At 70.9% G+C, this 20,323-nt stretch carries 23 protein-coding genes; 13 read left to right on the top strand and 10 right to left on the bottom strand.

Going from position 1 to position 20,323, the window contains the following annotated elements; translation table 11 throughout:
• The first annotated feature begins 70 nt into the window (after positions 1–70).
• From J4573_RS22595 to J4573_RS22610, 4 genes are all read left to right on the top strand, one after another.
• Positions 71–880, top strand: coding sequence for an N-acyl homoserine lactonase family protein (locus J4573_RS22595; protein ID WP_208257794.1), 810 nt, complete (start codon positions 71–73; stop codon positions 878–880).
• Entirely contained in the window at positions 877–2,148 is a 1,272-nt protein-coding gene (locus J4573_RS22600) for a hydroxyacid-oxoacid transhydrogenase (RefSeq protein WP_208257795.1), read from the top strand. Before J4573_RS22595 ends, J4573_RS22600 begins: the two co-directional genes overlap by 4 nt.
• Before the next feature lie 7 nt (positions 2,149–2,155).
• Positions 2,156–2,530: an FmdB family zinc ribbon protein gene (locus tag J4573_RS22605; protein ID WP_208257796.1), complete on the top strand. Its 375-nt coding sequence runs from the start codon at positions 2,156–2,158 to the stop codon at positions 2,528–2,530.
• Positions 2,531–2,593: 63 nt separating this feature from the next.
• Positions 2,594–3,922, top strand: a complete 1,329-nt coding sequence (locus J4573_RS22610; protein WP_208257797.1) for an MFS transporter — start codon at positions 2,594–2,596, stop codon at positions 3,920–3,922.
• Here the strand turns inward: J4573_RS22610 and J4573_RS22615 are convergent.
• Positions 3,894–4,997, bottom strand: a complete 1,104-nt coding sequence (locus J4573_RS22615) for an alpha/beta hydrolase (RefSeq protein WP_208257798.1) — start codon at positions 4,995–4,997, stop codon at positions 3,894–3,896. The two genes, J4573_RS22610 and J4573_RS22615, sit on opposite strands and share 29 nt — an antisense overlap.
• 93 nt (positions 4,998–5,090) lie before the next feature.
• Between J4573_RS22615 and J4573_RS22620 the strand changes: the two genes are divergently transcribed.
• Genes J4573_RS22620 through J4573_RS22630 form a run of 3 tightly spaced genes read left to right on the top strand, consistent with a single transcriptional unit; the run spans position 5,091 to position 7,832 of the window.
• A complete protein-coding gene (locus J4573_RS22620) occupies positions 5,091–5,666 on the top strand; it encodes a VOC family protein (RefSeq protein WP_208257799.1) in 576 nt (191 codons plus the stop codon).
• Position 5,667: 1 nt separating this feature from the next.
• The gene (locus J4573_RS22625; RefSeq protein WP_208257800.1) at positions 5,668–7,158 is read left to right on the top strand and encodes a class I adenylate-forming enzyme family protein; all 1,491 of its coding nucleotides are present in this window, start codon (positions 5,668–5,670) and stop codon (positions 7,156–7,158) included.
• 14 nt (positions 7,159–7,172) lie between these two features.
• Positions 7,173–7,832 (top strand): TetR/AcrR family transcriptional regulator, encoded by a 660-nt coding sequence (locus tag J4573_RS22630; RefSeq protein WP_208257801.1) that lies wholly within the window; start codon positions 7,173–7,175, stop codon positions 7,830–7,832.
• Positions 7,833–7,848: 16 nt separating this feature from the next.
• Here J4573_RS22630 and J4573_RS22635 read toward each other — a convergent pair whose 3' ends face one another.
• From J4573_RS22635 to J4573_RS22650, 4 genes are all read right to left on the bottom strand, one after another.
• On the bottom strand, positions 7,849–8,961 hold the full coding sequence (locus J4573_RS22635; protein ID WP_208257802.1) for a PAS domain-containing protein: 1,113 nt from the start codon (positions 8,959–8,961) through the stop codon (positions 7,849–7,851).
• 95 nt (positions 8,962–9,056) lie between these two features.
• Positions 9,057–10,925 (bottom strand): CheR family methyltransferase, encoded by a 1,869-nt coding sequence (locus J4573_RS22640; RefSeq protein WP_307796795.1) that lies wholly within the window; start codon positions 10,923–10,925, stop codon positions 9,057–9,059.
• Between the two features lie 135 nt (positions 10,926–11,060).
• Positions 11,061–11,687, bottom strand: a complete 627-nt coding sequence (locus J4573_RS22645; RefSeq protein ID WP_279575553.1) for a chemotaxis protein CheB — start codon at positions 11,685–11,687, stop codon at positions 11,061–11,063.
• 7 nt (positions 11,688–11,694) lie between these two features.
• Entirely contained in the window at positions 11,695–12,102 is a 408-nt protein-coding gene (locus J4573_RS22650; RefSeq protein ID WP_208257805.1) for a hypothetical protein, read from the bottom strand.
• A 199-nt stretch (positions 12,103–12,301) separates the two neighbouring features.
• Here J4573_RS22650 and J4573_RS22655 point away from each other — a divergent pair, with 199 nt between their 5' ends.
• Genes J4573_RS22655 through J4573_RS22665 form a run of 3 tightly spaced genes read left to right on the top strand, consistent with a single transcriptional unit; the run spans position 12,302 to position 14,629 of the window.
• Positions 12,302–13,102, top strand: a complete 801-nt coding sequence (locus J4573_RS22655) for a tryptophan 2,3-dioxygenase (protein ID WP_208257806.1) — start codon at positions 12,302–12,304, stop codon at positions 13,100–13,102.
• Positions 13,092–14,426 (top strand): FAD-dependent oxidoreductase, encoded by a 1,335-nt coding sequence (locus J4573_RS22660; RefSeq protein WP_208257807.1) that lies wholly within the window; start codon positions 13,092–13,094, stop codon positions 14,424–14,426. Before J4573_RS22655 ends, J4573_RS22660 begins: the two co-directional genes overlap by 11 nt.
• Positions 14,423–14,629: a hypothetical protein gene (locus tag J4573_RS22665; protein WP_208257808.1), complete on the top strand. Its 207-nt coding sequence runs from the start codon at positions 14,423–14,425 to the stop codon at positions 14,627–14,629. Before J4573_RS22660 ends, J4573_RS22665 begins: the two co-directional genes overlap by 4 nt.
• On the opposite strand, the gene J4573_RS22670 is transcribed toward J4573_RS22665, so the two are convergent.
• The 3 genes from J4573_RS22670 to moaA are packed head-to-tail and all read right to left on the bottom strand — an operon-like array spanning position 14,626 to position 16,469.
• Positions 14,626–14,865: a DUF6457 domain-containing protein gene (locus tag J4573_RS22670; RefSeq protein ID WP_208257809.1), complete on the bottom strand. Its 240-nt coding sequence runs from the start codon at positions 14,863–14,865 to the stop codon at positions 14,626–14,628. The two genes, J4573_RS22665 and J4573_RS22670, sit on opposite strands and share 4 nt — an antisense overlap.
• 46 nt (positions 14,866–14,911) lie before the next feature.
• Entirely contained in the window at positions 14,912–15,487 is a 576-nt protein-coding gene (mobA, locus tag J4573_RS22675; protein ID WP_208257810.1) for a molybdenum cofactor guanylyltransferase, read from the bottom strand.
• A complete protein-coding gene (gene moaA, locus J4573_RS22680; protein WP_208257811.1) occupies positions 15,480–16,469 on the bottom strand; it encodes a GTP 3',8-cyclase MoaA in 990 nt (329 codons plus the stop codon). The genes mobA and moaA overlap by 8 nt, the downstream gene beginning before the upstream one ends.
• 187 nt (positions 16,470–16,656) lie before the next feature.
• Here moaA and J4573_RS22685 point away from each other — a divergent pair, with 187 nt between their 5' ends.
• Complete coding sequence (locus tag J4573_RS22685; protein WP_372442878.1) at positions 16,657–17,463, top strand: alpha/beta hydrolase; 807 nt, start codon at positions 16,657–16,659, stop codon at positions 17,461–17,463.
• Here J4573_RS22685 and J4573_RS22690 read toward each other — a convergent pair.
• Positions 17,460–17,906: a group II truncated hemoglobin gene (locus tag J4573_RS22690; RefSeq protein ID WP_208257812.1), complete on the bottom strand. Its 447-nt coding sequence runs from the start codon at positions 17,904–17,906 to the stop codon at positions 17,460–17,462. The genes J4573_RS22685 and J4573_RS22690 overlap by 4 nt on opposite strands.
• A gap of 118 nt (positions 17,907–18,024) precedes the next feature.
• Here J4573_RS22690 and J4573_RS22695 point away from each other — a divergent pair, with 118 nt between their 5' ends.
• Positions 18,025–18,165, top strand: coding sequence for a hypothetical protein (locus J4573_RS22695; protein WP_208257813.1), 141 nt, complete (start codon positions 18,025–18,027; stop codon positions 18,163–18,165).
• On the top strand, positions 18,165–19,037 hold the full coding sequence (locus J4573_RS22700) for a peptidoglycan-binding protein (protein WP_243773423.1): 873 nt from the start codon (positions 18,165–18,167) through the stop codon (positions 19,035–19,037). Before J4573_RS22695 ends, J4573_RS22700 begins: the two co-directional genes overlap by 1 nt.
• A 17-nt stretch (positions 19,038–19,054) precedes the next feature.
• Here J4573_RS22700 and J4573_RS22705 read toward each other — a convergent pair whose 3' ends face one another.
• Positions 19,055–20,248 carry an RtcB family protein gene (locus J4573_RS22705; RefSeq protein ID WP_208257814.1) on the bottom strand — a complete coding sequence of 398 codons (1,194 nt, stop codon included), beginning with the start codon at positions 20,246–20,248 and terminating at the stop codon, positions 19,055–19,057.
• Positions 20,249–20,323 lie beyond the last annotated feature (75 nt).

Raw genomic sequence — 20,323 nt, forward strand, 5'->3', positions numbered from 1 at the left:
ACTGCCCATCGTTGACTTATCCACTTCCGATGGGACGGTGGAAAGGTCACCCGTTCCACGGAGGTGCCCGATGGCGGCGACGAAGCTGCACATTCTGGACTGCGGGGCGATGAGCTGCGACCTCACCTGGCTGCTGCTCAAGGCCGGCAGGACGATCCGGCCGCGCGCCGAGAAGGACAGGCCGCCCGAATGGGTCGCCTGTACGACCCACGCGGTGCTGGTCGAGACGCCGGAGGGCACGCTGCTGTGGGACACCAGCTGCCCGCGCGACTGGGAGACCCGCTGGGAGCCGACCGGGCTGCAGGAGTTCTTCCCCTACGACCGGGTCTCCGAGGAGGAGTACCTGGACCAGCGGCTCGGGCAGCTCGGCGTCGGCGCCGAGGACCTCGAATACGTGGTGCTGTCGCACCTGCACTTCGACCACGCCGGGAATGTGCGGCAGTTCGCGGGCACGAGCACGCGGCTGGTCTGCAACGACAAGGAGAAGGAGTTCGCGTTCGGGATCAGCGGCGCGTTCGAGGGCGCGCACCTGAAGTCCGACTACGAGGGGCTGGACTTCGAGACGGTGTCGGGCGACACCGAGATCCTGCCGGGCGTGACGCTGGTCGAGGCCCCCGGGCACACGCCGGGAACGATGGCGATGGCGGTCGACCTGCCCGACACCGGCATGATGATCTTCACCTCGGACGCGGTCTACCTGGGCGACTCCTACGGGCCGCCCGCCACCCCGGCCGCGATCGTCAACGATCTGGGAGCCTGGTACTCGTCCGTTGAGAAGATCCGGCTCCTGGCCGAGAAGAACGACGCCACGGTGGTCTTCGGTCACGACGCCGACCAACTGCGCGGCATGCGCCGCGCGCCGGAGGGCTTCTACTCATGACCGAGGAGACCGTCTTCACCTACGGCGCCCCGCAGCTGAAGTTCGGCGAGGGCGCGGCCGACGAGATCGGCTACGACCTGGCGCAGTACGGCGCGCGGCGGGCGCTGGTGGTGACCGACCCGGGGGTCGCGGCGACCGGCGGCCCGCAGCGCATCGCCGACGCGATGAAGACCTATGGCATCGACGCGGACGTCTTCGACGGCGTCCACGTCGAGCCGACCGACGCCAGCATGCGCGCCGCCCTGGAGCACGCCCGCGCGAACGGCCCGTACGACGCCTACGTGGCGGTCGGCGGCGGGTCCAGCATCGACACCGCCAAGGCGATCAACCTGCTGACCACCAACGACGGTGACCTGAGCGAATACCTGAACCCGCCGGTCGGCGCGGGCCGCGCACCCGAGCGCCCGCTGCTGCCGCTGGTCGCGGTGCCGACGACGACCGGGACGGGCGCCGAGAGCACCACGGTGTGCGTCCTGGACGTGCTGGAGCTGAAGGTCAAGACCGGGATCAGCCATCCGAGGCTGCGGCCGGCGCTGGCCGTGGTCGATCCCGCCCTGACCGTCTCGCAGCCGTCCGGGGTGACGGCCTCCTCGGGCATGGACATCGTCTGCCACGCGCTGGAGAGCTACACGGCCCGCCCCTACGACTCCTACGAGCGCAAGTCTCCCGAGCAGCGTGTGCCCTACTGCGGCGCCAACCCGGTGTCGGACATGTGGGCGGAACGGTCGCTGGCCCTGCTCGCCAAGTCGTTCCGTACGGCGGTCCGCGAGGGCGACAACCGCCAGGCGCGCGCGGACATGGCGCTCGCCGCGACCTTCGCGGGCCTGGGCTTCGGGAACGCGGGGGTGCACATCCCGCACGCCAACGCCTATCCGATCGCCGGTCAGGTCAAGAGCTTCCGCCCGGAGGGCTACCCGGACGAGGAGCCGATGGTGCCGCACGGCATGTCGGTGTCGCTCACCGCGCCCGAGGCGTTCCGGTTCACCTACCAGGCCCGGCCCGAACGGCACGTGCACGCCGCCGAGCTGCTCGCGCCCGACCTGGACCGGCCCAACGACCCGGCCGAGCACCTGCCGCGCGCCCTGCTCAGCCTGATGCACGACATCGGCATCCCGGACGGGATCGGCGGCGTCGGCTACACCGAGGGAGACGTCCCGGCGCTGGTGGAGGGCACGATGAAGCAGCAGCGGCTGCTGGCGACCTCGCCCCGTGAGGTGTCCGCGGACGTCATCGCCGAGATCTTCAAGCGCTCGATCGCCCTGTGGTGAGGCGCCGATGCCGATCTACGAGCTGAAGTGCGAGGCGGGCCACCGGTTCGAGGTGATCCAGTCGTTCACCGCGGCGCTGCCGGACTGCCGGGAGTGCGGCGCCGCGACCGCCAAGGTGCCGAGCCGCTGCGGGCTGGCCGGTGCGGCGAATCTTCCCCCGCCGAACGAGGCGATGCCCCAGACCTGGCGGGGCACCTACGGCGCCGACCGCGACTACGTCGCCGGGCTGCGCCGCACGGCCGAGGAGCGGCGGTCCCTGGAGGAACGGCATCCCGAGCTGGCGGGCGATCGCCGCCCGATCCTGGCCCACGAGGGACGCTACGAGAACGCCCCGCTCCGGGCGGGCGATCCGAAAGATGGGCCCGGCATTACCACCGGTTGACGGACCGGGCCGGCTCCAGGGGAATCGTCCCCCTATGAGGCCGACGACCCACGTCCCGAAGCGGTGACGGTCCCGCTGACCGCGGCGCCCGTCACCGTGGTGCCGCGCCGGTCCATGCTGATCGCCGCGTTCTCCACGATCGTCGAGTGGTACGACTTCACGCTGTACCTCTACCTGACGCCGGTGCTGGCGCGGGTCTTCTTCGGTGGGAACGAGAACTCGACGCTGGCCACGCTCGGCGTCTTCGCGGTGGCGTACGTGCTGCGGCCGGTGGGCGGCGGCGTGCTGGGCCATCTCGGCGACCGGATCGGGCGGCGGCAGGTGCTGCTGATCTCGATGACGATCATGACGGTGGCGATGTTCGCGACCGGGCTGCTGCCGGTGGGCGCGGCGTTTCTGATGTTCCTGCTGCGCTGCGCGATGGGCTTCTCGGTGGGCGGCGAGTACTCGGGCGTGCTGACGATGCTGGTGGAGAGCGCCGACAAGAGGAACCGCGGGTTCGTGGTCAGCCTCGCCTCGGCCGCCAGCGAGGTCGGCGCGCTGCTGGCCGCCGGGGTGAGCGCGCTGGTCGTCGGCCTGCTCGCGACCAGCGACCTGGACGCGTGGGGCTGGCGGATCCCGTTCTTCTTCGGCGGGTTCCTGGCGCTGCTGACGCTGGTCATGCGCACCACGGTCCAGGAGACGCCCGCGTTCGAGCAGGCCCGCGCCGAGGGGAAGCTGCCCAAGAACCCGCTCGCCGACGTGATCCGGCACCAGTGGCGGGCCATCCTGCGCACGTTCGCGATCTCGGCGCTCGGCTCGGCCACCTACTACGTCGCCGTCACCTACGTGCCGACCTACCTGACCTCGGTGGGCGGGGTGACCGACGGCGAGGCGCTGACCATGTCGACGATCGCGGCGGTCGCGGTCATCGTCGTCACGCCCGCGATCGGGGCGTGGTCGGACCGCCTCGGGCGCCGTCCGATGCTGCTCGCGCTCACGGCCGTGTTCGTCGTCCTGCCGCTGCCGATGTTCGCGCTGATGGCGAGCGGCGGCTGGGCGCGCGGCATCGCGGGCGCGGTGATCCTGGCGGCCGGGGCGGGCGCGGTCAGCGCCGCGGCGGCGGCCACCGTGCCCGAGCAGTTCGCCACGGCGGGCCGGATGAGCGGCCTGGCGCTCGGCTACACGATGGCGACCGCGGCGTTCGGCGGCCTGTCGCCCTTCCTGGCCGACGTGCTGATCCGCTGGACGGGCTGGCGGCTCAGCCCCGGCCTGCTCGTCATGGCCGTCGCCGTCGCGGTCATCCCGGTGCTGCTGCGGCTGCCCGAGACCGCCGGGCGCGACCTGTCGGAGCTGGCCGGGCCCGGCGGCGAGGACGCGGCGGTCAGTGCTCGCGCACCCAGCCGTCGATGAGGTCGGCGACCTGCGGCCGGGAGTTGCGCACGTAGTGCTCGTCCTTGACGAACTCCAGCCGCTTGTCCTGCGCGGCGAGGGCGTCGAAGACCGCGCGCGCGTCGCTGTCGTAGACGCACTCGTCGGCGGTCGCGTGGATGACCAGTGAGGGCACGGTGATCCGGGCCAGGTGCGGCGCGGCGATGCACTGCGAGGTGCGCAGGCTCCACATCGACAGCCAGGTCCGCAATGTGCAGAGCGAGCCGATGCCGAAGACGCCGTAGTTGGCTTTGACCGGTTCGCCCTGGTAGCACCAGTTGGGCTTGCGGTCCGACGGCTCGATGGAGGGGTCGATCATGCGCAGGTCTGCCCAGGTGCGGTGCAGGTTGAACAGCTGGTCGCGGGCCCGGGTGTCCTTGAGCGCGGCGAGCCGTTCCAGCGCCCAGTCGGTGATCCGCTCGTTGCGGGCGCGCTGGGCGGCGCGGTAGCGGGTCTGGAACTCCGCGCTGAAGGGCGGGCCGTTCTCGGGGTTGAACGGGTCGAGCGCCGGGTCGACCGACAGCGCGTCGGTCTCGTCGGTGATGGAGGGGTCCATCCAGGCGGTCAGCACCTCGGGGCGGCCCGAGTGGGCGGCGAGCGCCACGTACAGGTCTCCGGCGGGCAGGTCCTCGATCGCCGGAACGGGGCGCATCCCGGCCACCGGCGTGACGTTCGGCTCGACCGCCTGCGACTGGTAGGCCGACATCAGCGAGCCGCCGCCGGAGTTGCCGAGCAGGATCACCCGTTCGACCCCGGCCTGCTCCTTCAGCCAGCGGACGCCGACGCCGATCTCGGCGAGCGCGTGATCGAGGAGGAAGTAGGCCTCGGCGCCGCGGAAGCGGGTGTTCCAGCCGAGGAAGCCGTAGCCGCGCGCGGCCATGTGCTCGGCGAGGTAGTGCTCGGAGAAGTCGATGTTGTAGTGGGTGGCGATGAACGCGGTCTTCGGCGGCGCGCCGGCCGGCCGGTGATAGACCCCCTGGCAGGGATGGCCGCCCGCGCCGGCCCTCCCGATGAGGGGCGACGGCAGCCCCACGAACTCCCTGACGACCTCGGTCATCCCGACCTCCTCGACCCCGGGCGCGAACCCGAACCGAATCTGATTCGCCTCGAAGGCTAGCGTAAATCCGAAACTGAGTTTAGATTCAGTTCCATGACGTGGCGCAACACCGAGTTCGAGCTCGGCGGGGTCAACCATCTGGCCCTGGTCTGCTCGGACATGCAGCGGACCGTGGAGTTCTACACCGAGATTCTCGGCATGCGGCTGGTGAAGACCATCGACCTGCCGATGGACGCGGGGCAGCACTTCTTCTTCGACATGGGCGGCGGCAACCTGCTGGCGTTCTTCTGGTTCAAGGACGCCCCGGACGCCGTGCCCGGCGTCTCCACCGCGACGACCTCGCCCGGCATCGGCGACTTCACCACCGCGGTCGGCACCATGAACCACGTGGCGATCAGCGTCCCGGAGGAGCGCTTCCTGGAGTACCGGGCCAAGCTCAAGTCCAAGGGCGTCAAGGTCGCCCCGATCATCGACCACGACGACAGCCCGATGGGGTACGCGCCGGAGTTCCACGACGACGTGTACATCCGCTCGTTCTACTTCCAGGACCCCGACGGCATCCTGCTGGAGTTCGCCTGCTGGCGGCGCGAGCTGGCCCAGCCCGGCGACGTCGGGCACACGCCCAAGACCGCCTCCGACCGGCGGCCCCGATCCGCCTCGACGGTCTGAGGTGCTGTCGCTCATCCACGTCCTGGAATGGCGGGCCACCGTCAGCCGGGACCAGGTCGCGATCGCCGACGACCTCGGCACCGAGCTCACCTACGGCGAGCTGGCCGCGGCGGCCGAACGCGCCGCGGCCGGTTACGCGGCCGCCGGGATCGTCCCCGGGGACGTCGTGCCGGTCGTGGCGCGCAACCGCGCCGAGTGGGCGGTGGCGCTGCACGGCCTGATGCGGGCGGGCGCGCTGCCCGCGCCGGTCAACTGGCGGCTGGCGCCGCCCGAGCTGGCGGCGCTGCTGGAGCTGATGCGGCCCGCGGCGATCGTCACCGACGCGGCGTGCGCGGAGCTGGTCGGCGCGCCGGGCGCACCGGGCGTGCCGGTGCTGCGGATCGAGGACGAGCCGGCGACCGGTCCCGTTCCGGAACGGCCGGTCGAGCGGCTGCGCGGCCCCGAACCGTGCCTGCTGCTGCACACCAGCGGCACCACGGGCCGGGTCAAGCTCGTGCCGGTCACCCACCAGCAGCTCATCGGGGCCGTCACGTTCATGAAGCTCGAGGTGCCCGAGGCGCTCCCCGGCGCGCGGCACCTGTCGGCGCTGCCCCTCTTCCACATCGCGGGGCTGGCCAACCTGGTCTACTCGATGTTCACCGGCGGCAGCCTGCGCGTGCTCGGCGCGTTCGACCCGGCGGGGTTCGTCGACGAGCTCGCGGCGCGCCGGATCCAGCTGACGCAGCTCGTCCCGACGCTGATCCGCGCGGTGACCGAGGAGGTGCGCCGCCGCGACGTGCCGCCCGACCTGTCGAACCTCGTGGAGGTCGTGTACGGGGCGTCGCCGATCTCCCCCGACCTGCTCGGGCTCGCCGTGAAGACGCTCGGCTGCCGGTTCCGGCAGAACTACGCCTCCACCGAGACCGGTCCCCTGCCGGTGACGACGCTGCCGCCCGCCGACCACGACCCGGCGCTCGGCAGGCTCGCCACCGCGGGCCGTCCCTCGCTGGGCTGGGAGGTGCGCCTGGGCGACCTCGGCGAGATCCAGGTGCGCGGCGCCGCGCCGTTCCCCGGCTACTGGAACGACCCGGAGGCGACCCGCCGCGTGATGACGGGCGACGGGTTCTACCGCACCGGCGACATCGGCGCGGTGGACGAGGCCGGCTACGTGACCATCGTCGACCGGCTCAAGGACATGATCGTGACGGGCGGGGAGAACGTCTATCCCGCCGAGGTCGAGGCGGTGCTGGCCCGCCATCCCGACGTGCGCGAGGTCGCGGTGATCGGCGTTCCGCACGACACCTGGGGCGAGACCGTCCACGCGGTCGTGGTCGCGGCCGACGGCGCCGAGGAGGCGGAGATGATCGCCTGGGCACGGGAGCGGATGGCCGGGTTCAAGTGCCCGACCGGCGTCACCTTCGCCCCCGGCCTCCCGCGTAACGCCACCGGGAAGATCGTCAAATCCGCGTTGCGCGACCCGCACTGGGCCGGCCGCGACCGCCGGGTGTCATAGCCTTGGCGCCGGTCATGAAGAAGCACACCATCACCAAGGCGCGCCCGAGCGCCGGCGAGCGCCCCGCCAAGAGCACCAGGAAGGGCCGCGAGACCGACCAGGCGTTCCGCGACGCGGCCCGGACGGTGTTCGCCCGCGAGGGCTACTTCAACGCCAAGATCAGCGACATCGCCGCCGAGGCGGGCAAGTCGGTCGCCTCGTTCTACAACTACTACGAGACCAAGGCCGAGCTGCTGATCGCGCTGGCCGAGGAGTTCCACCAGGAGGCAACCGAGCTCGCCGTCCTGCCGTTCCGGCAAGGGCTGTCGTCGGAGGACGCGCTGCGCGAGGCCGTCGCGGGTTTCTGGCGCACCTACGCGCGGCGGCGCGGCGAGCTGATCGGCGTCTTCCAGGCCAGCATGCTGGAGGAGGAGTTCCGCGACCGCTGGCTGGCGATCCGAGCCGAGGCCATCGAACGGATCGCCGCCGAGGTCCGCCGCGCCCAGCGGGCCGGCTTCTGCCCCGGCGTCGATCCGGTGCTCACGGCCTCGGCACTGTCGGCCATGCTGGAGCATTTCTGCTACATCTGGCAGGGCCAGGGCGGCGAGCAGGTCGCCACCGACTTCAACGACGAGCGCGCCATCGAGGCGGTCGCCACGATCTGGGTGAAGTCGATCTACTGGCGCCCCGCCTGACGCCCTAGTCCTTGCCCTAGTCCTTGCCCTGGTCCGCCTCGCGTTCCAGCGCCATCCCGATGTGCACGCCCAGCTCCTCGTAGAGCGCCAGGTCGGTGATGGTGAACGCGGGGCGGTCCTTCTCCCTGATGAGCAGCAGCGCACCGTACACGTGGGTGTCGTCGCGGATCGCGACCCCGGCCGCGGCCCCGGTGCCGAGCGCGCGGACGACGGGCACGGCCTCGCCGTCGCCGCCGAGCGCGCCCTCCTCCCAGAGCGGGATGTGCAGCATCGACTCGCCGGTCTCGACGATGTAGCGGGTGACCTGGGAACGGCTCGGGTCCAGCCGGTCCAGCGCCTCGGGCACCGAGAACGCGGCCGCGCCGTCGCCGGTGCCCGGACCCGCCACCGAAGCCCGCCGGACCGCCCGGTCCTCGACCAGGTCGATCACCACGAAGTCGGCGCACTCGCCCGCCAGCAGGCCGGCCACCCGGTCCAGCAGCGGCGGCTGGTCCCGCTCGCCCGCGCCGAGCAGCATGCGGGTCATGCGGCCCATGATGTCGAGCCTGCGCACGTCCCCGGCCGCCGCCATGATCTCCTGATGCTCGTGCTCGGGCGGCGCCGGATCGACGGTGATCAGCATCAGCGCCTCTTCGGAGTCGGCCGTCTCGGGCGGGGTGAGCCGCAGCTCGAGCGGCGGCGTCCGACGCCCGCCCGATCCCACCCGGCAGGAGACCAGGCCGAGCCGGGACTCGCGCATGGCATCCGACAGCTCGCAGCGGAACGAGACGCGCCAGGGCAGCTCGACGAACACCGCGAACGGCTTGCCGACCGCGTAGAACGCGGTGACGCCGAGCATCGCCGCGGCGTGCCGGTTGAGGCCCCTGATCACCCCGTTGCGGTCGAGAACGAACACCGCCGTCGGCAGGTCCTGGAAGGCCCGCCGCAGCATCGCGCCCTGCCGCGCGTCGTCGCCGCCGAGCAGCGCCAGCCGTTCGATCTCCTCGGCACAGACCCGCAGTTCCTCTTCGGCGTTCTCCAGTTCGATGAGCGCCGTCTCGACGGCGGGGTCGGCACGCAGGGCGCTGATGCGTCCGGTGAAAGCGTCAAGGCCTCGCTTGAAGGCCGCCAAGTCGGGTTGTGAGGGCATCGTCACGCCCCCTTCGTCGCAAGGTCATCGGTACCTGGCATTCTCCCAATTCCACCTTAAAGTGGAAGGGTTTCACGCGGTCACTTTCCGTGTCGTCAATTATCTTCGCCGGTCAGGTGATCCATGATGATGATCACTCCCCTGACCTGGCCCTCCTCGTCGCGGAGCAGGTTGAACTCCACGGTGAGGCGCACGGAGCGGCCGCGCCGGTTGACCGCGTCGACCGCAACGCCCGTCCCGTTCAGGGAGGTCTCGGCGAGCAGCATCCGCAGCGGCGGTTCGAGCTCGGCGAGCGGCAGGCCGATGTCGAGCGAGAGCAGCTCACGCCCCTGCGTCTCCTCCGCCCGCATCCCCCACAGCTCCTCCGACCCCTTGTTCCACACCTGGACGCGCAGGTCCCGGTCGACCACCACGGCCGCCGAGCCCAGGCTGCGCAGGACCGAGCCCAGGAAGGAGTTGGCCGAGTCGAGCTCCTCGCTGCGGATCCGCAGCGCGTCGTTGATCTCCTGGAGCTCGTCGTTGGTCGACTGGAGCTCCTCGTTCATGGTCTCGAGCTCTTCGTTGGTGGACTGGAGCTCTTCGTTGGTGGTCTCGAGCTCTTCGTTGGTGGACTGGAGCTCTTCGTTGGTGGTCTCCAGCTCCTCGTTCAGTGACTGCAGCTCCTCGTAGGCCCGTTCGAGCTCCTGGTTGGAGTGCTCGAGCTCGTCGCGCAGCCGCCGGTAGTGGGTCACGTCGGAGAAGCTGATGGCGACGCCCGCCATCTCGCCGGGCTGGGCGAACAAGGGCACCGCCTGGAGGTCGTAGACGCTCGGCTCGGATCCCGCGGCGCGGTGCCACACGATGTCGTGGAGCTCGACGGCCCTGCCGTCCTTCTTCACCCGCTCGATCACCGAGCGCAGCTCCACGGGGCGGTAGGAGACCTCCAGGTCCTGGAACGGGCGGCCGAGGTCGCGGGGACGCAGGTTGAACAGCATCTCCGCCCGGGCGTTGACGACCGCGAGGCGGCCCTCGAAGTCGACCGCTATCTGAGCGACCGACCCGGCGTTCAGCGCGGCCTGCTCCAGCTTGCTGGTGGTGAGCCGGGGCGTCGCCCCCTCGTCCCAGGCCTTGTAGGGAAACCCGCTCGGCGGCACGCTCGGGATCTTGCGGAACAGCCGCTTGCGCAGATCGAGCGGCTCGAAGCGGTCGCCGTGGTTGAGCAGCATCTCGGCCTTGCCCAGGAACAGGTAGCCTGGGTTGGACAGCGCGAAATGGAAGCGCCGGATGACGCCCGTCTGCGTCTCGGCGTTGAAGTACATCAGCGTGTTGCGCGCCACGAGCAGGTCCACGCGCGAGATCGGGGCGTCGTGGGTGAGGTCGTTGCGCCCGAAGATGACCTGCCGGCGCAGGTCCCGGCGGAACGCGTAACGCGGTCCGGCCGGCTCGAAGTAAGTCCGTCGCAGTTCCTCGGGGACCTCGGCCACCTGCCGCTCGGTGTAAGACCCGGTCCGCGCCTGGTGCAGGGCGTCCTCGTCCAGGTCCGTCGCGTAGATCTTCACCCGGTCGCGGAACTCGTCCGCGCCGAGCTCCTCGGCGAGCAGGATCGCCAGAGTGTAGGCCTCCTCGCCGGTCGCACAGCCCGCGCTCCAGACCCTGATCGGGCGGCTGGGGTCCTTGGCCGCCAGCAGCTCGGGCAGGACCGTCTCCTTCAGCGCCCGCCACGCGGGCGGGTCGCGGAAGAAGCTGGTCACGTTGATCAGCAGGCTGTCGAACAGGCGGGCGAACTCCTCGGGCTCCAGTTCCAGGAAGTCCCGGTACTCCTCCACCGTTCTCAGCTCGAGCGCGTCCATCCGACGCTTGATCCGGCGTGTCAAGGTCGTCGGTTTATAACCCGTGAAATCGAAGCCTCGGGTCTCCTTCAGCATCAGCAGGAGATCCTCGAACTCCTGGCCGTTCTCGTCGCCGGTCGCCGCATTGTCCGCCACGCCTACGAAGCGTACGCCGGATGGGAGGCAACGCCGCATAGGTCAAGGGAGATCCGTGTCGCCTTCTCGTCTCGATTCCGCCTCGGCCGCGTCCGGGCTCCGGCCCGCCCGGCCCATCCGGGCCTCTGGGAGGCCTCAGCCCCGCCCGGTCCTCGACGACTCGTCCCGGGACGAGTCGTCCCCTGCCTCCCGCCTGCTCTGCCGGTCGATGTAGGCGCCGAGCCGCGCGACCGGCACCCGCGCCGCGGTCGGCACGGCGTTCAGCGTCGCGCGCGGCATGCCGTCGTAGGCGCACTCGCACGGCTCCTGAACGGCCACGATCCCGCCCGCCTTCACCACCGCCGCGCAACCGGCCGCGCCGTCGTCGAGGGTGCCGCTCAGCACCACGGCCAGGACGCGCGCGCCGGCGGCCTTGGCGGCGCTCACCAGCAGCGGGTCGGCGGCCGGGCGGTGGCCGTGGTAGCGGGGACCGGCGCTGACGTGGATCGCGTGATCCTTCACCAGCAGATGGTGGTCGGGAGGCGCCACATAGATGCGGCCGTTCTCCAGCTGGGCGCCGTCGACGGCCACCGCGGCGGGCAGCACGCCCGCTCTGTCGAGAATCCTGGGCAGCGCGTGGCCGCCGGTCGCCGGAACGTGCAGCACGACGAGGACCGCCGCCGGGAGCCCAGCGGGCAGACCGGCGACCAATCTCATCAGTGCCTCGACACCTCCTGCTGAAGCCGCGACCACGACGACATCGCGTCCTGGCGCTGTCTGCATCTCGGGTTCACGCCCTCCTCAAGCTCACCCCCGCACGAGCCGAGGACCTGTGTCGCATTCTTGCGGCGGTCGAACGGTCTGCCGCGGCCAGGGAGCGATGGTCGCGGGCGCGTTCACGATGCCGTCCGATGTCGCCGATCCCTGACTCGACGAGATGGTCGTGCAGCGCGGCGGCGCGTTCGTGGACCTCCGCCGCGTTCTGGTAGGCCCGCTGTGCCGCGTCGGCGGCGGCCTGAGCGCGGACCTTGGCGATCTCCACCAGTTCCGCGGAACGCCGGACACGGGTCCGGCGCGGTTGCAGGGGCCTGCCGAGGAAGTCCAGTTCTTCGTTGCGTGCGAAGAGCTCCCACAGCCGGGCGTGGATCTCGTCCAGGCGGCGGCCGATGGAATGAGCGGACGGACCCTCGGGCGTCACACTTCCATTAACCTCCCTCCCAGCCCGCGTGGCTAGGAGCGGCCTGTGACAATCGGCCTACAGGACCGGCACCGCGGGGTGAAGTTTCGCCGGTATAACAGTATCGTCATAGCCTTGGACGAGATCCCACGGTTCCGGCCATGACGGGAGCGGTCCAAGATGGTGCGGAGAACATCCTGACATCAAGGAGGATGCGGGGATGGGCGACGCACCCGCCATGACCTACGGCGACTACCTGCGCCTGGACCGCCTGCTGGCCTGCCAGGAACCGGCCACCGGCGCGCACGACGAGATGCTCTTCGTGGTCATCCACCAGGTCTACGAGCTGTGGTTCAAGCAGATCCTGCACGAGGCCGAGCAGCTCCAGCGGCGGCTGGAGGTGGGCCACAGCGCCGGGGCCCTGCACACCGCGCGGCGCATCGCCAAGATCCTCAAGACCGTGGTGGGCCAGCTGGACATCCTGGAGACGATGACGCCGCGGCAGTTCGCCTCGTTCCGCGACGCCCTCGGCACCTCCAGCGGGTTCCAGTCCGCCCAGTTCCGCGAGATCGAGGCGGTGCTCGGCCGCCGCGTGTTCCCCGCGTCGGACCTGCGCGGCGACGAGCGGCTTCAGGCCGCGGTCTCGCGGCGTTCGCTGTTCGACTCGCTGCTGCGCTACCTGGCCGGGCAGGACCACGCCGTGCCGGAGGAGGCGCTGAACCGCGACCCCGCCGAACCGTGGCACGCCGACGAGGGCGTGCAGAAGATCCTGCTGGAGGTCTACGCCGACGACAGCGGTCCGGCCATCGAGGTCTGCGAGGCGCTGGTCGACGTCGACGAGGGCATCCAGGAGTGGCGCTACCGGCACGTCAAGATGGTCGAGCGGACGATCGGCGCCAAGATCGGGACGGGCGGCTCGGCCGGGGCCGACTACCTGCGCTCCACGCTGTTCACGCCCGCGTTCCCGGATCTGTGGGAGGTCCGGTCACGGATCGAGGAGGGTCCCGTTCATGACTCCTGAGAGTGAACGGGTCGCGATCGTCGGGGCCGGGCTGGCGGGGTGCCTGCTGGCCACGCTGCTAGCGCGGCGCGGCCTGCAGGTGACGGTGTACGAGCGGCGACCTGATCCGCGGGTCGCCGGACCCGAGCGCGGTCGTTCCATCAACCTGGCCATCTCGGCGCGCGGGCTCGCGGCGCTGGAACAGGTGGGGCTGCGCAAGCAGGCGCTGGAGCGCGCGCTGCCGATGCACGGCCGGATGGTGCACCCGACGGGCGCCAAGCCGAACTTCCAGCCCTACAGCGCCGACGGCGAACGCCACATCAACTCCATCAGCCGCGCCGAGCTGAACGCCGCGCTCCTGGACGCGGCCGAGGCGACGCCCGGCGTGACGCTGCGGTTCTCCGAACGCGTGAACGCGGTCGACGCGGGTGCGGGGCTCCTGCACTTCGAGGACTCCGACCGGACCGAACGCGCCGGGATCGTGCTGGCCAGCGACGGCGCCTACAGCGCGGTCCGCCGGTCGCTGGAGTCCGACGGCGGGTTCGACTGCGACCAGGACTTCCTGGAGCACGGCTACAAGGAGCTGACCGTCCCGCCGCGCGACGGCGACTTCGCGCTCGATCCCGACGCGCTGCACATCTGGCCGCGCGGCACGTCGATGATGATCGCGCTGCCCAACCTGGACCGCTCGTTCACCTGCACGCTGTTCTGGCCGAAGGGCGAGCTGGCGGCGCTGGACACGCCCGACAAGGTGGCCGCCTCCTTCGCCGCGGAGTATCCGGACGTGGCTTCGCTGATGCCCGATCTCGCCGACGACTACGCGCACAACCCGGTCGGGTCGCTGGTCACGGTGCGGTGCTGGCCGTGGGTGCGCTACGGCGAGGGCGCGATCGTGGCGCTGATCGGCGACGCCGCGCACGCGATCGTGCCGTTCTTCGGCCAGGGCGCCAACTGCGCGTTCGAGGACTGCATCGAGATCGACCAGTGCCTGGGCGAGACCGACGGCGACTGGGCGCGCGCGCTGTCGCTCTACCAGGAGCGGCGCAAGCCGAACACCGACGTCATCGCCGAGATGGCGCTGGACAACTTCATCGAGATGCGCGACCGGGTCAGCTCGCCCGTCTTCCGGCTGCGTCAGGCCGCCCAGCACGCGCTGGAGCGCCGATCCGGCGGCCGCTACGTCTCGCGGTACGAGCTGGTGTCGTTCTCCACGGTGCCGTACGCCGAGATCCCGGCGCGCGTCCGGCGGCAGAACGCGGTGGTCGGCGCCGCGCTGCTCGGCGGCGTGCTGGTGGCGGGCCTGGGCGCGCTGGCGATCAGGCGGTATGCCAGGGTGAAGGGGTGAACGACGAGCTCCAGTGCTCCGCCAAGGGCTGCCGCGCCGACGCCGTGTGGGCGCTGCGCTGGAACAACCCCAAGATCCACACGCCGGACCGGCGGAAGATCTGGCTGGCCTGCGACGACCACAAGGAGTCGCTGTCGGCGTTCCTGGACCGGCGCGACTTCCTGCGCGACGTGGTCCCGGTCGCCGACCGCGAGGCGCCCTAGCCTTCGTTCTTCTCCGGTTTCCAGCCTTCGGCGAGCGCGGTGATCCTGGCCGCGGTGTCACGCGCGTTCGCGCCCTGGCCGACGGCCACGCCCAGCATGAACGTGGTCAGCGGCGCGCCGGGGCGGGCGACCCCGTGGGCGACGTCCTTGGCCAGGTCCAGCACCAGGTCACGGTCGACCCGGTCGCGGTCGATGCCCAGTTCGAGGCAGACCGCCTCGATCCATTCCTCCAGCACCGTCGTCCTCCCCCTCGATCGTGCGCAGGGTCCCACTCTGGCACGGCTAGGGCCCGGCGAGGCGTTCGGCGCGCGCCAGCTCCTCGGGGGTGTCGCAGTCGTACCAGGGCTGCCGCTCCCCCGCCGCCGAGGCGAGGGTGACCGGGGCCAGCGGCGCGAGGAGGCCCCGCAGCGAGGCGCCGTCGTAGCCGTCGAGGGCGGCGGCGAGCCGGTCCGTGCGCCAGGCGCCGGTGAGCCACTGCTCGCGGCCGTCGTCGTCGACCATGACCGCTCCGGTGCCGCTCACGGCCCGCAGCAGGCGGTCGACGTCGGCGGCGGTGATGAACGGCAGGTCGGCGGCCAGCAGGACCAGCCTGGGCGCGCGCACGCGGGCCAGGCCCGTGCGCAGCGCCGGAACGGGCCCGGCGCCGGGTGGGTCCTCCCGTACGACGATCACGTTCTCCAGACCGGGACGCTGCGGGCCGACGACCACGACCTGCTCCGCGCCGGAGACGGCCTCGACGACGCAGGAGATCAGCGGGCGGCCGCCGACCGGCATCGCCGGCTTGTCCGCGCCGCCGAACCGCCGGGCCCGGCCGCCGGCCAGGACGACGGCGTCGAAGGAAGCCGCCGGCTCAGCCACCGATCGCCGACATCGGGCGCGCGGGCTGCAGGAACGACGGGTCGTCGATCCCGTGACCGGCGCGCTTGGTCCACACGGCCTTGCGCCAGCGGTCGGTGAGCTCGGTGTCGGAGGCGCCCGCGCGCATCCCGTCGCGCAGGTTGGACTCCTCGGTGGCGAACAGGCAGTTGCGGATCTGCCCGTCGGCGGTCAGCCGCACCCGGTCGCAGGCTCCGCAGAACGGGCGGGTGACCGATCCGATCACGCCGACCGTCTCCGGTCCGCCGTTCACGAAGAAGTTCTCGGCGGGCGCGCTGCCGCGCGCCTCCGGCTCGTCGGGAGCGAGGTCGAACTCCTCGCCGAGCAGGGCCAGGATCTCGTCCGCGCTGATCATGTTCTCGCGGGTCCAGCCGTGCTGGGCGTCCAGCGGCATCTGCTCGATGAACCGCAGCCGGTAGCCGTGCTCCAGGCAGTAGCGCAGCAGCGGCACCGCCTCGTGGTCGTTGATCCCGCGCATCAGCACCGCGTTGATCTTGATCGGGCCGAGGCCCGCGTCCTTGGCCGCCGCGAGGCCCTTCAGGACGTCGTCCAGGCGGTCGCGGTGCGCCAGCCGCTTGAAGGTCTCGCGGTCCAGGGTGTCCAGCGAGACGTTCACCCGGTCCAGGCCCGCCTCGGCCAGCGGCGCCGCCAGCCGGTCCAGCCCGATCCCGTTGGTGGTCAGGGAGATCTCGGGCCGCGGCTCCAGCTCGGCGGTGCGGGCCACGATGGCGGGCAGGCCGCGGCGCAGCAGCGGCTCGCCGCCGGTGTAGCGGACCTCGGTGATGCCGAGCTCGCGCACGCCCAGCCCGACCAGGCGGATCACCTCGTCGTCGGTGAGCAGCTCGGGCTTCGGCAGCCAGTCCAGACCCTCGGGCGGCATGCAGTACGAGCACCGCAGGTTGCACCGGTCGGTCAGGGAGACCCGCAGGTCGGTCGCGGTCCGACCGAAGGTGTCGACCAGCACGGGCGCCCCTTTCTGCCGCTGGACGGCCCCTGTGCGGTTCGCCGCCCGGTATCGGGTGGATCAGTCCAGCCTATGCCGCCGGTTGACGTTCTGCCGCATCCCGAGAGACGGTATCGGCCACGCCCGAGGGTGGATCCTTTGGCGGATCATCCAATCGATGATCTCAACGCTGATGTGGGAGGCGCGCGTGACCACGGCACGACACTGGGAGTTCGCCGGGGTGCGCGGCGCCGTCACCGCCCACTCCTGGCCGCACGAGCCGCCGCGCTACGTGGCCGTCCTCGTGCACGGCTACGGCGAGCACCTGGGCCGGTACGAGCACGTCGCCGCCGTCCTGAACGCGCACGGGGCCGTGGTCTGCGGCCCCGACCACCAGGGACACGGCCGGTCCGCGGGCGAGCGGGTGCTGATCACCGACTTCGAGGAGGTCGTCACCGACCTCCACACCGTCGTCGAGGCCGCGCACGTCGACCACCCGGGCGTGCCCGTCGTCATGATCGGCCACTCGATGGGCGGCATGATCGCCGCCCGCTACGCCCAGCGCTACGGGTCCGAGCTGACCGCGCTGGTGCTCTCGGGCCCCGTCCTCGGCCGCTGGGACGCCCTGGCCGCGCTCCTCGCCCTGGACGAGATCCCCGACATCCCGATCGACACCGACACGCTGTCGCGCGACCCCGAGGTCGGCAAGGCCTACAGCGCCGACCCGCTGGTCTGGCACGGCCCGTTCAAGCGGCCGACCGTCGAGGCGCTGGACGCCACCGTGCAGGCGATCAACGCCCACGGCTCGCTCGGCGCGCTGCCGACCCTCTGGGTGCACGGCTCCGACGACCAGCTCGTACCGCTGGACGGGACCCGGACCGGCATCGACGCGATCCGCGGCGACGACCTGACCGAGAAGATCTATCCCGAGGCCCGCCACGAGGTCTTCAACGAGACCAACAAGGACGAGGTGCTGGGCGACGTCACGGCCTTCATCGACCGCAACCTCCCCTAGGAGCCGTCCGGCCAGTCCCACTTCGGCACGGTCCGCAGCGGGTGCAGCTCGTCGTCGGCCTCGGCGTGCGAGTTCTGCTTGGCGACCTGCGTCCCGAACTCGACGTGCGTGCGCAGCGCCTCGCGGAACGGGGCGTCCTTCGGCATGCCCACCTCGTCCGCCGAGGCCAGGTAGAGCTCCACGAACCGCTGCCGCTGCTCCTCGGTGATCTTCAACCCGCGGTGCACGTCGATCAGGTGCGGCATCCCGCCGAGCTCCTCGGTGAACCGGTCCGGCCCGCCGAACGCCTCGATCTCGAAGGCGGTCAGGTGCGGCACGTGCTCCGGCTTGCCCGCTCCGAAGAGCGGCTTCAGCAAAGGGTCCGTCAGACAGTGCCCATAGAAGACGTCCACGAAGTGGTGCCAGGCGTCCTCGCCGCCGCCATGCTCCAAGATCGTAACCATGATTACAAAGTTACAGGCCACCCGGGCCCCGTCAATGGCAAAAGCCGGACACGAGATCGTTTGTGCCACTATCGTCGCGCTTCGTGTTGGTTTGCTCGCAGAGACCGCCGGAGGAGCGATGAAAGAGATCGACCTGATGGACCAGGTGGACGCCAATCCCGACGTCCACCGCGCCACCGAACCCGACGAGGAACAGGTGCTGCGCGAGCTCTACGGCGAGCCCGACGCCGACGGCGTCTACCGCGGGGAGGGCACCTGATGGTCGAGGGCATCAAGAACGCGTTCAGGCGCATCGGACAGCTGTTCGGCCGACGCGAGCAGCCCGCGGCCGAGGCCACGGCCGCCGAGCCCACGGCCGCCGAGCCCACGGCCGCTGAGGCCACTGCCGCCGAGCCTGCGGCCGCCGCGGCGCGACAGGGCACCGCCGGGGACATGATCGCCCAGGCCCGCAAGTCGCTCGGGATGTCGGGCCGGCCCAACACCATCACGCGCGAGTACGCGGGCCGCCACGGCTCGGAGTTCCTGAAGGCCAGCTGGTGCGACATGGGGATCACCTACTGGGCCAGGCACTCCGACAACGCCAAGGCCGTGCTCCCCGCCGGCGACCGCGCCTACACCGTCTGGCACGCCGAGGACTTCCAGAAGATCAAGCGCTGGTACTCCGGCACGACCGCCAACGTGAACAAGGCCAAGCCCGGCGACATCGTCTTCTTCGACTGGGGCAGCACCAACTCCGTCGGCGCCATCGACCACGTCGGCATCGTCGAGAAGGCCCTCGGCAACGGCCGCGTCCAGACCATCGAGGCCAACACCTCCGACTCGGTCCGCCGCCGCGTCCGTTCCTCCAGCGTCATCGCCGGCTACGGCCGCCCCGACTACTCCGGATCGACCTCCAACTGGACGGAGACCATCGTGGACAAGCTCCCCACCCTCAAGCACGGCGCCAAAGGCGAGCACGTGGAGTCCCTCCAGGGCCTCCTGATGGCCCGCAGCCACCCCGAGATCAAGATCGACGGCACGTTCGGCGACAGCACCGAGAAGGCCGTCAAGGCCGTCCAGCGCTGGGGCGGCGTCAGCGACGACGGCGTCGTCGGCCCCTCGACCTGGCCGGTCCTCCTGCGCGTCCACTAGCAGGAGGACCGCCCCGGTCAACCCTTGATGCAGATGAGCTGGCGCAGGTGCGCCACGACCTCGACGAGGTCGGCCTGCGACTCCATCACGGTCTCCAGGTCCTTGTAGGCCCCCGGAATCTCGTCGAGCACCCCACCGTCCTTGCGGCACTCGACGCCCTTGGTCTGCTCGACCAGGTCCTCCACCGTGAAGGCCTTGCGCGCCTTGTTCCGGCTCATCTTGCGCCCCGCGCCGTGCGACGCGGAGTTGAACGCGGCCTCGTTCCCCAGGCCTCGCACGATGTAGGTGCCGGTGGCCATCGACCCCGGAATGATCCCCAGGTCACCGGCACCGGCACGAATCGCGCCCTTCCGGGTCACCAGGAGCTCCACCCCGTCATAGGTCTCCTCCGCCACATAGTTGTGGTGGCAGGAGATCACCTCGCCCCACCTGCACCGCTTCTCGCCGAACGCACGGGTCATCACGTTCTGCGCGAGCGCCATCATGACCGCACGGTTACGCCGCGCGTAGTCCTGAGCCCAGAACAGATCACGCCGGTAGGCGTCCATCTTCACCGTGCCCGCCAGGAAGACCGCGAGGTCCTTGTCCGGCAGGTCCTGGTTGTGCGGCAGCTTCCGCGCGGCCTCGACATGGTGCTCCGCGAGCTCCTTGCCGATGTTGCGCGACCCCGAGTGCAGCACGAGCCAGATCGCGCCGTCGTCGTCGGCGCACAGCTCGATGAAGTGGTTTCCCGAGCCAAGCGAGCCGAGCTGGCTGCGCGCACGGCCGAGCCGGCCGCGGACCGCCGGATGGAGCTCGTCGAGCTCCTTCCAGAAGTCGTACCAGCCGCGTTCCTTCAGGTTGGGCAGACCCGACGGGTCCACCGCGTCCTTGTGTGAACCGCGGCCGACCGGAATCGCCTTCTCCAGCTTGCTCCGGAGCTTCGCCAGATCGTCGGGCATGTCCTCGACCGTGAGGCTCGACTTGACCGCGGTCATCCCGCAGCCGATGTCGACCCCGACCGCCGCCGGCGACACCGCGTCGCGCATCGCGATCACCGACCCCACCGTCGCGCCCTTGCCGTAGTGAACGTCCGGCATGACCGCCAGGCCTTCGATCCACGGCAGCCGCGACACGTTCTGCAGCTGCTCGAGCGCCACGTCCTCGACAGCGCCGGGATCGGTCCACATCCGGATCGGAACGCGGCCGCCCTTGAGCGTCTGGTACGGCATCACCTGCTCCTTTCCGTCGTCTGAGGGATCCGAACCGTGATCTATGACGCCAGAAAGCCGAGACCCGTTTCAAAC

Source organism: Actinomadura barringtoniae (assembly GCF_017573505.1).
Lineage (GTDB): Bacteria > Actinomycetota > Actinomycetes > Streptosporangiales > Streptosporangiaceae > Spirillospora > Spirillospora barringtoniae.

Excerpts from the sequence above, each read along its gene's own strand:
- J4573_RS22690 (WP_208257812.1), bottom strand. The coding sequence starts at position 17,906 with ATGGTTACGATCTTGGAGCATGGCGGCGGCGAGGACGCCTGGCACCAC.
- J4573_RS22695 (WP_208257813.1), top strand. The coding sequence starts at position 18,025 with ATGAAAGAGATCGACCTGATGGACCAGGTGGACGCCAATCCCGACGTC.
- J4573_RS22630 (WP_208257801.1), top strand. The coding sequence starts at position 7,173 with ATGAAGAAGCACACCATCACCAAGGCGCGCCCGAGCGCCGGCGAGCGC.
- J4573_RS22660 (WP_208257807.1), top strand. The coding sequence starts at position 13,092 with ATGACTCCTGAGAGTGAACGGGTCGCGATCGTCGGGGCCGGGCTGGCG.
- J4573_RS22645 (WP_279575553.1), bottom strand. The coding sequence starts at position 11,687 with ATGCAGACAGCGCCAGGACGCGATGTCGTCGTGGTCGCGGCTTCAGCA.
- J4573_RS22615 (WP_208257798.1), bottom strand. The coding sequence starts at position 4,997 with ATGACCGAGGTCGTCAGGGAGTTCGTGGGGCTGCCGTCGCCCCTCATC.
- J4573_RS22705 (WP_208257814.1), bottom strand. The coding sequence starts at position 20,248 with ATGCCGTACCAGACGCTCAAGGGCGGCCGCGTTCCGATCCGGATGTGG.
- J4573_RS22700 (WP_243773423.1), top strand. The coding sequence starts at position 18,165 with ATGGTCGAGGGCATCAAGAACGCGTTCAGGCGCATCGGACAGCTGTTC.
- J4573_RS22605 (WP_208257796.1), top strand. The coding sequence starts at position 2,156 with ATGCCGATCTACGAGCTGAAGTGCGAGGCGGGCCACCGGTTCGAGGTG.
- J4573_RS22595 (WP_208257794.1), top strand. The coding sequence starts at position 71 with ATGGCGGCGACGAAGCTGCACATTCTGGACTGCGGGGCGATGAGCTGC.
- J4573_RS22600 (WP_208257795.1), top strand. The coding sequence starts at position 877 with ATGACCGAGGAGACCGTCTTCACCTACGGCGCCCCGCAGCTGAAGTTC.
- J4573_RS22635 (WP_208257802.1), bottom strand. The coding sequence starts at position 8,961 with ATGCCCTCACAACCCGACTTGGCGGCCTTCAAGCGAGGCCTTGACGCT.
- J4573_RS22620 (WP_208257799.1), top strand. The coding sequence starts at position 5,091 with ATGACGTGGCGCAACACCGAGTTCGAGCTCGGCGGGGTCAACCATCTG.
- J4573_RS22655 (WP_208257806.1), top strand. The coding sequence starts at position 12,302 with ATGGGCGACGCACCCGCCATGACCTACGGCGACTACCTGCGCCTGGAC.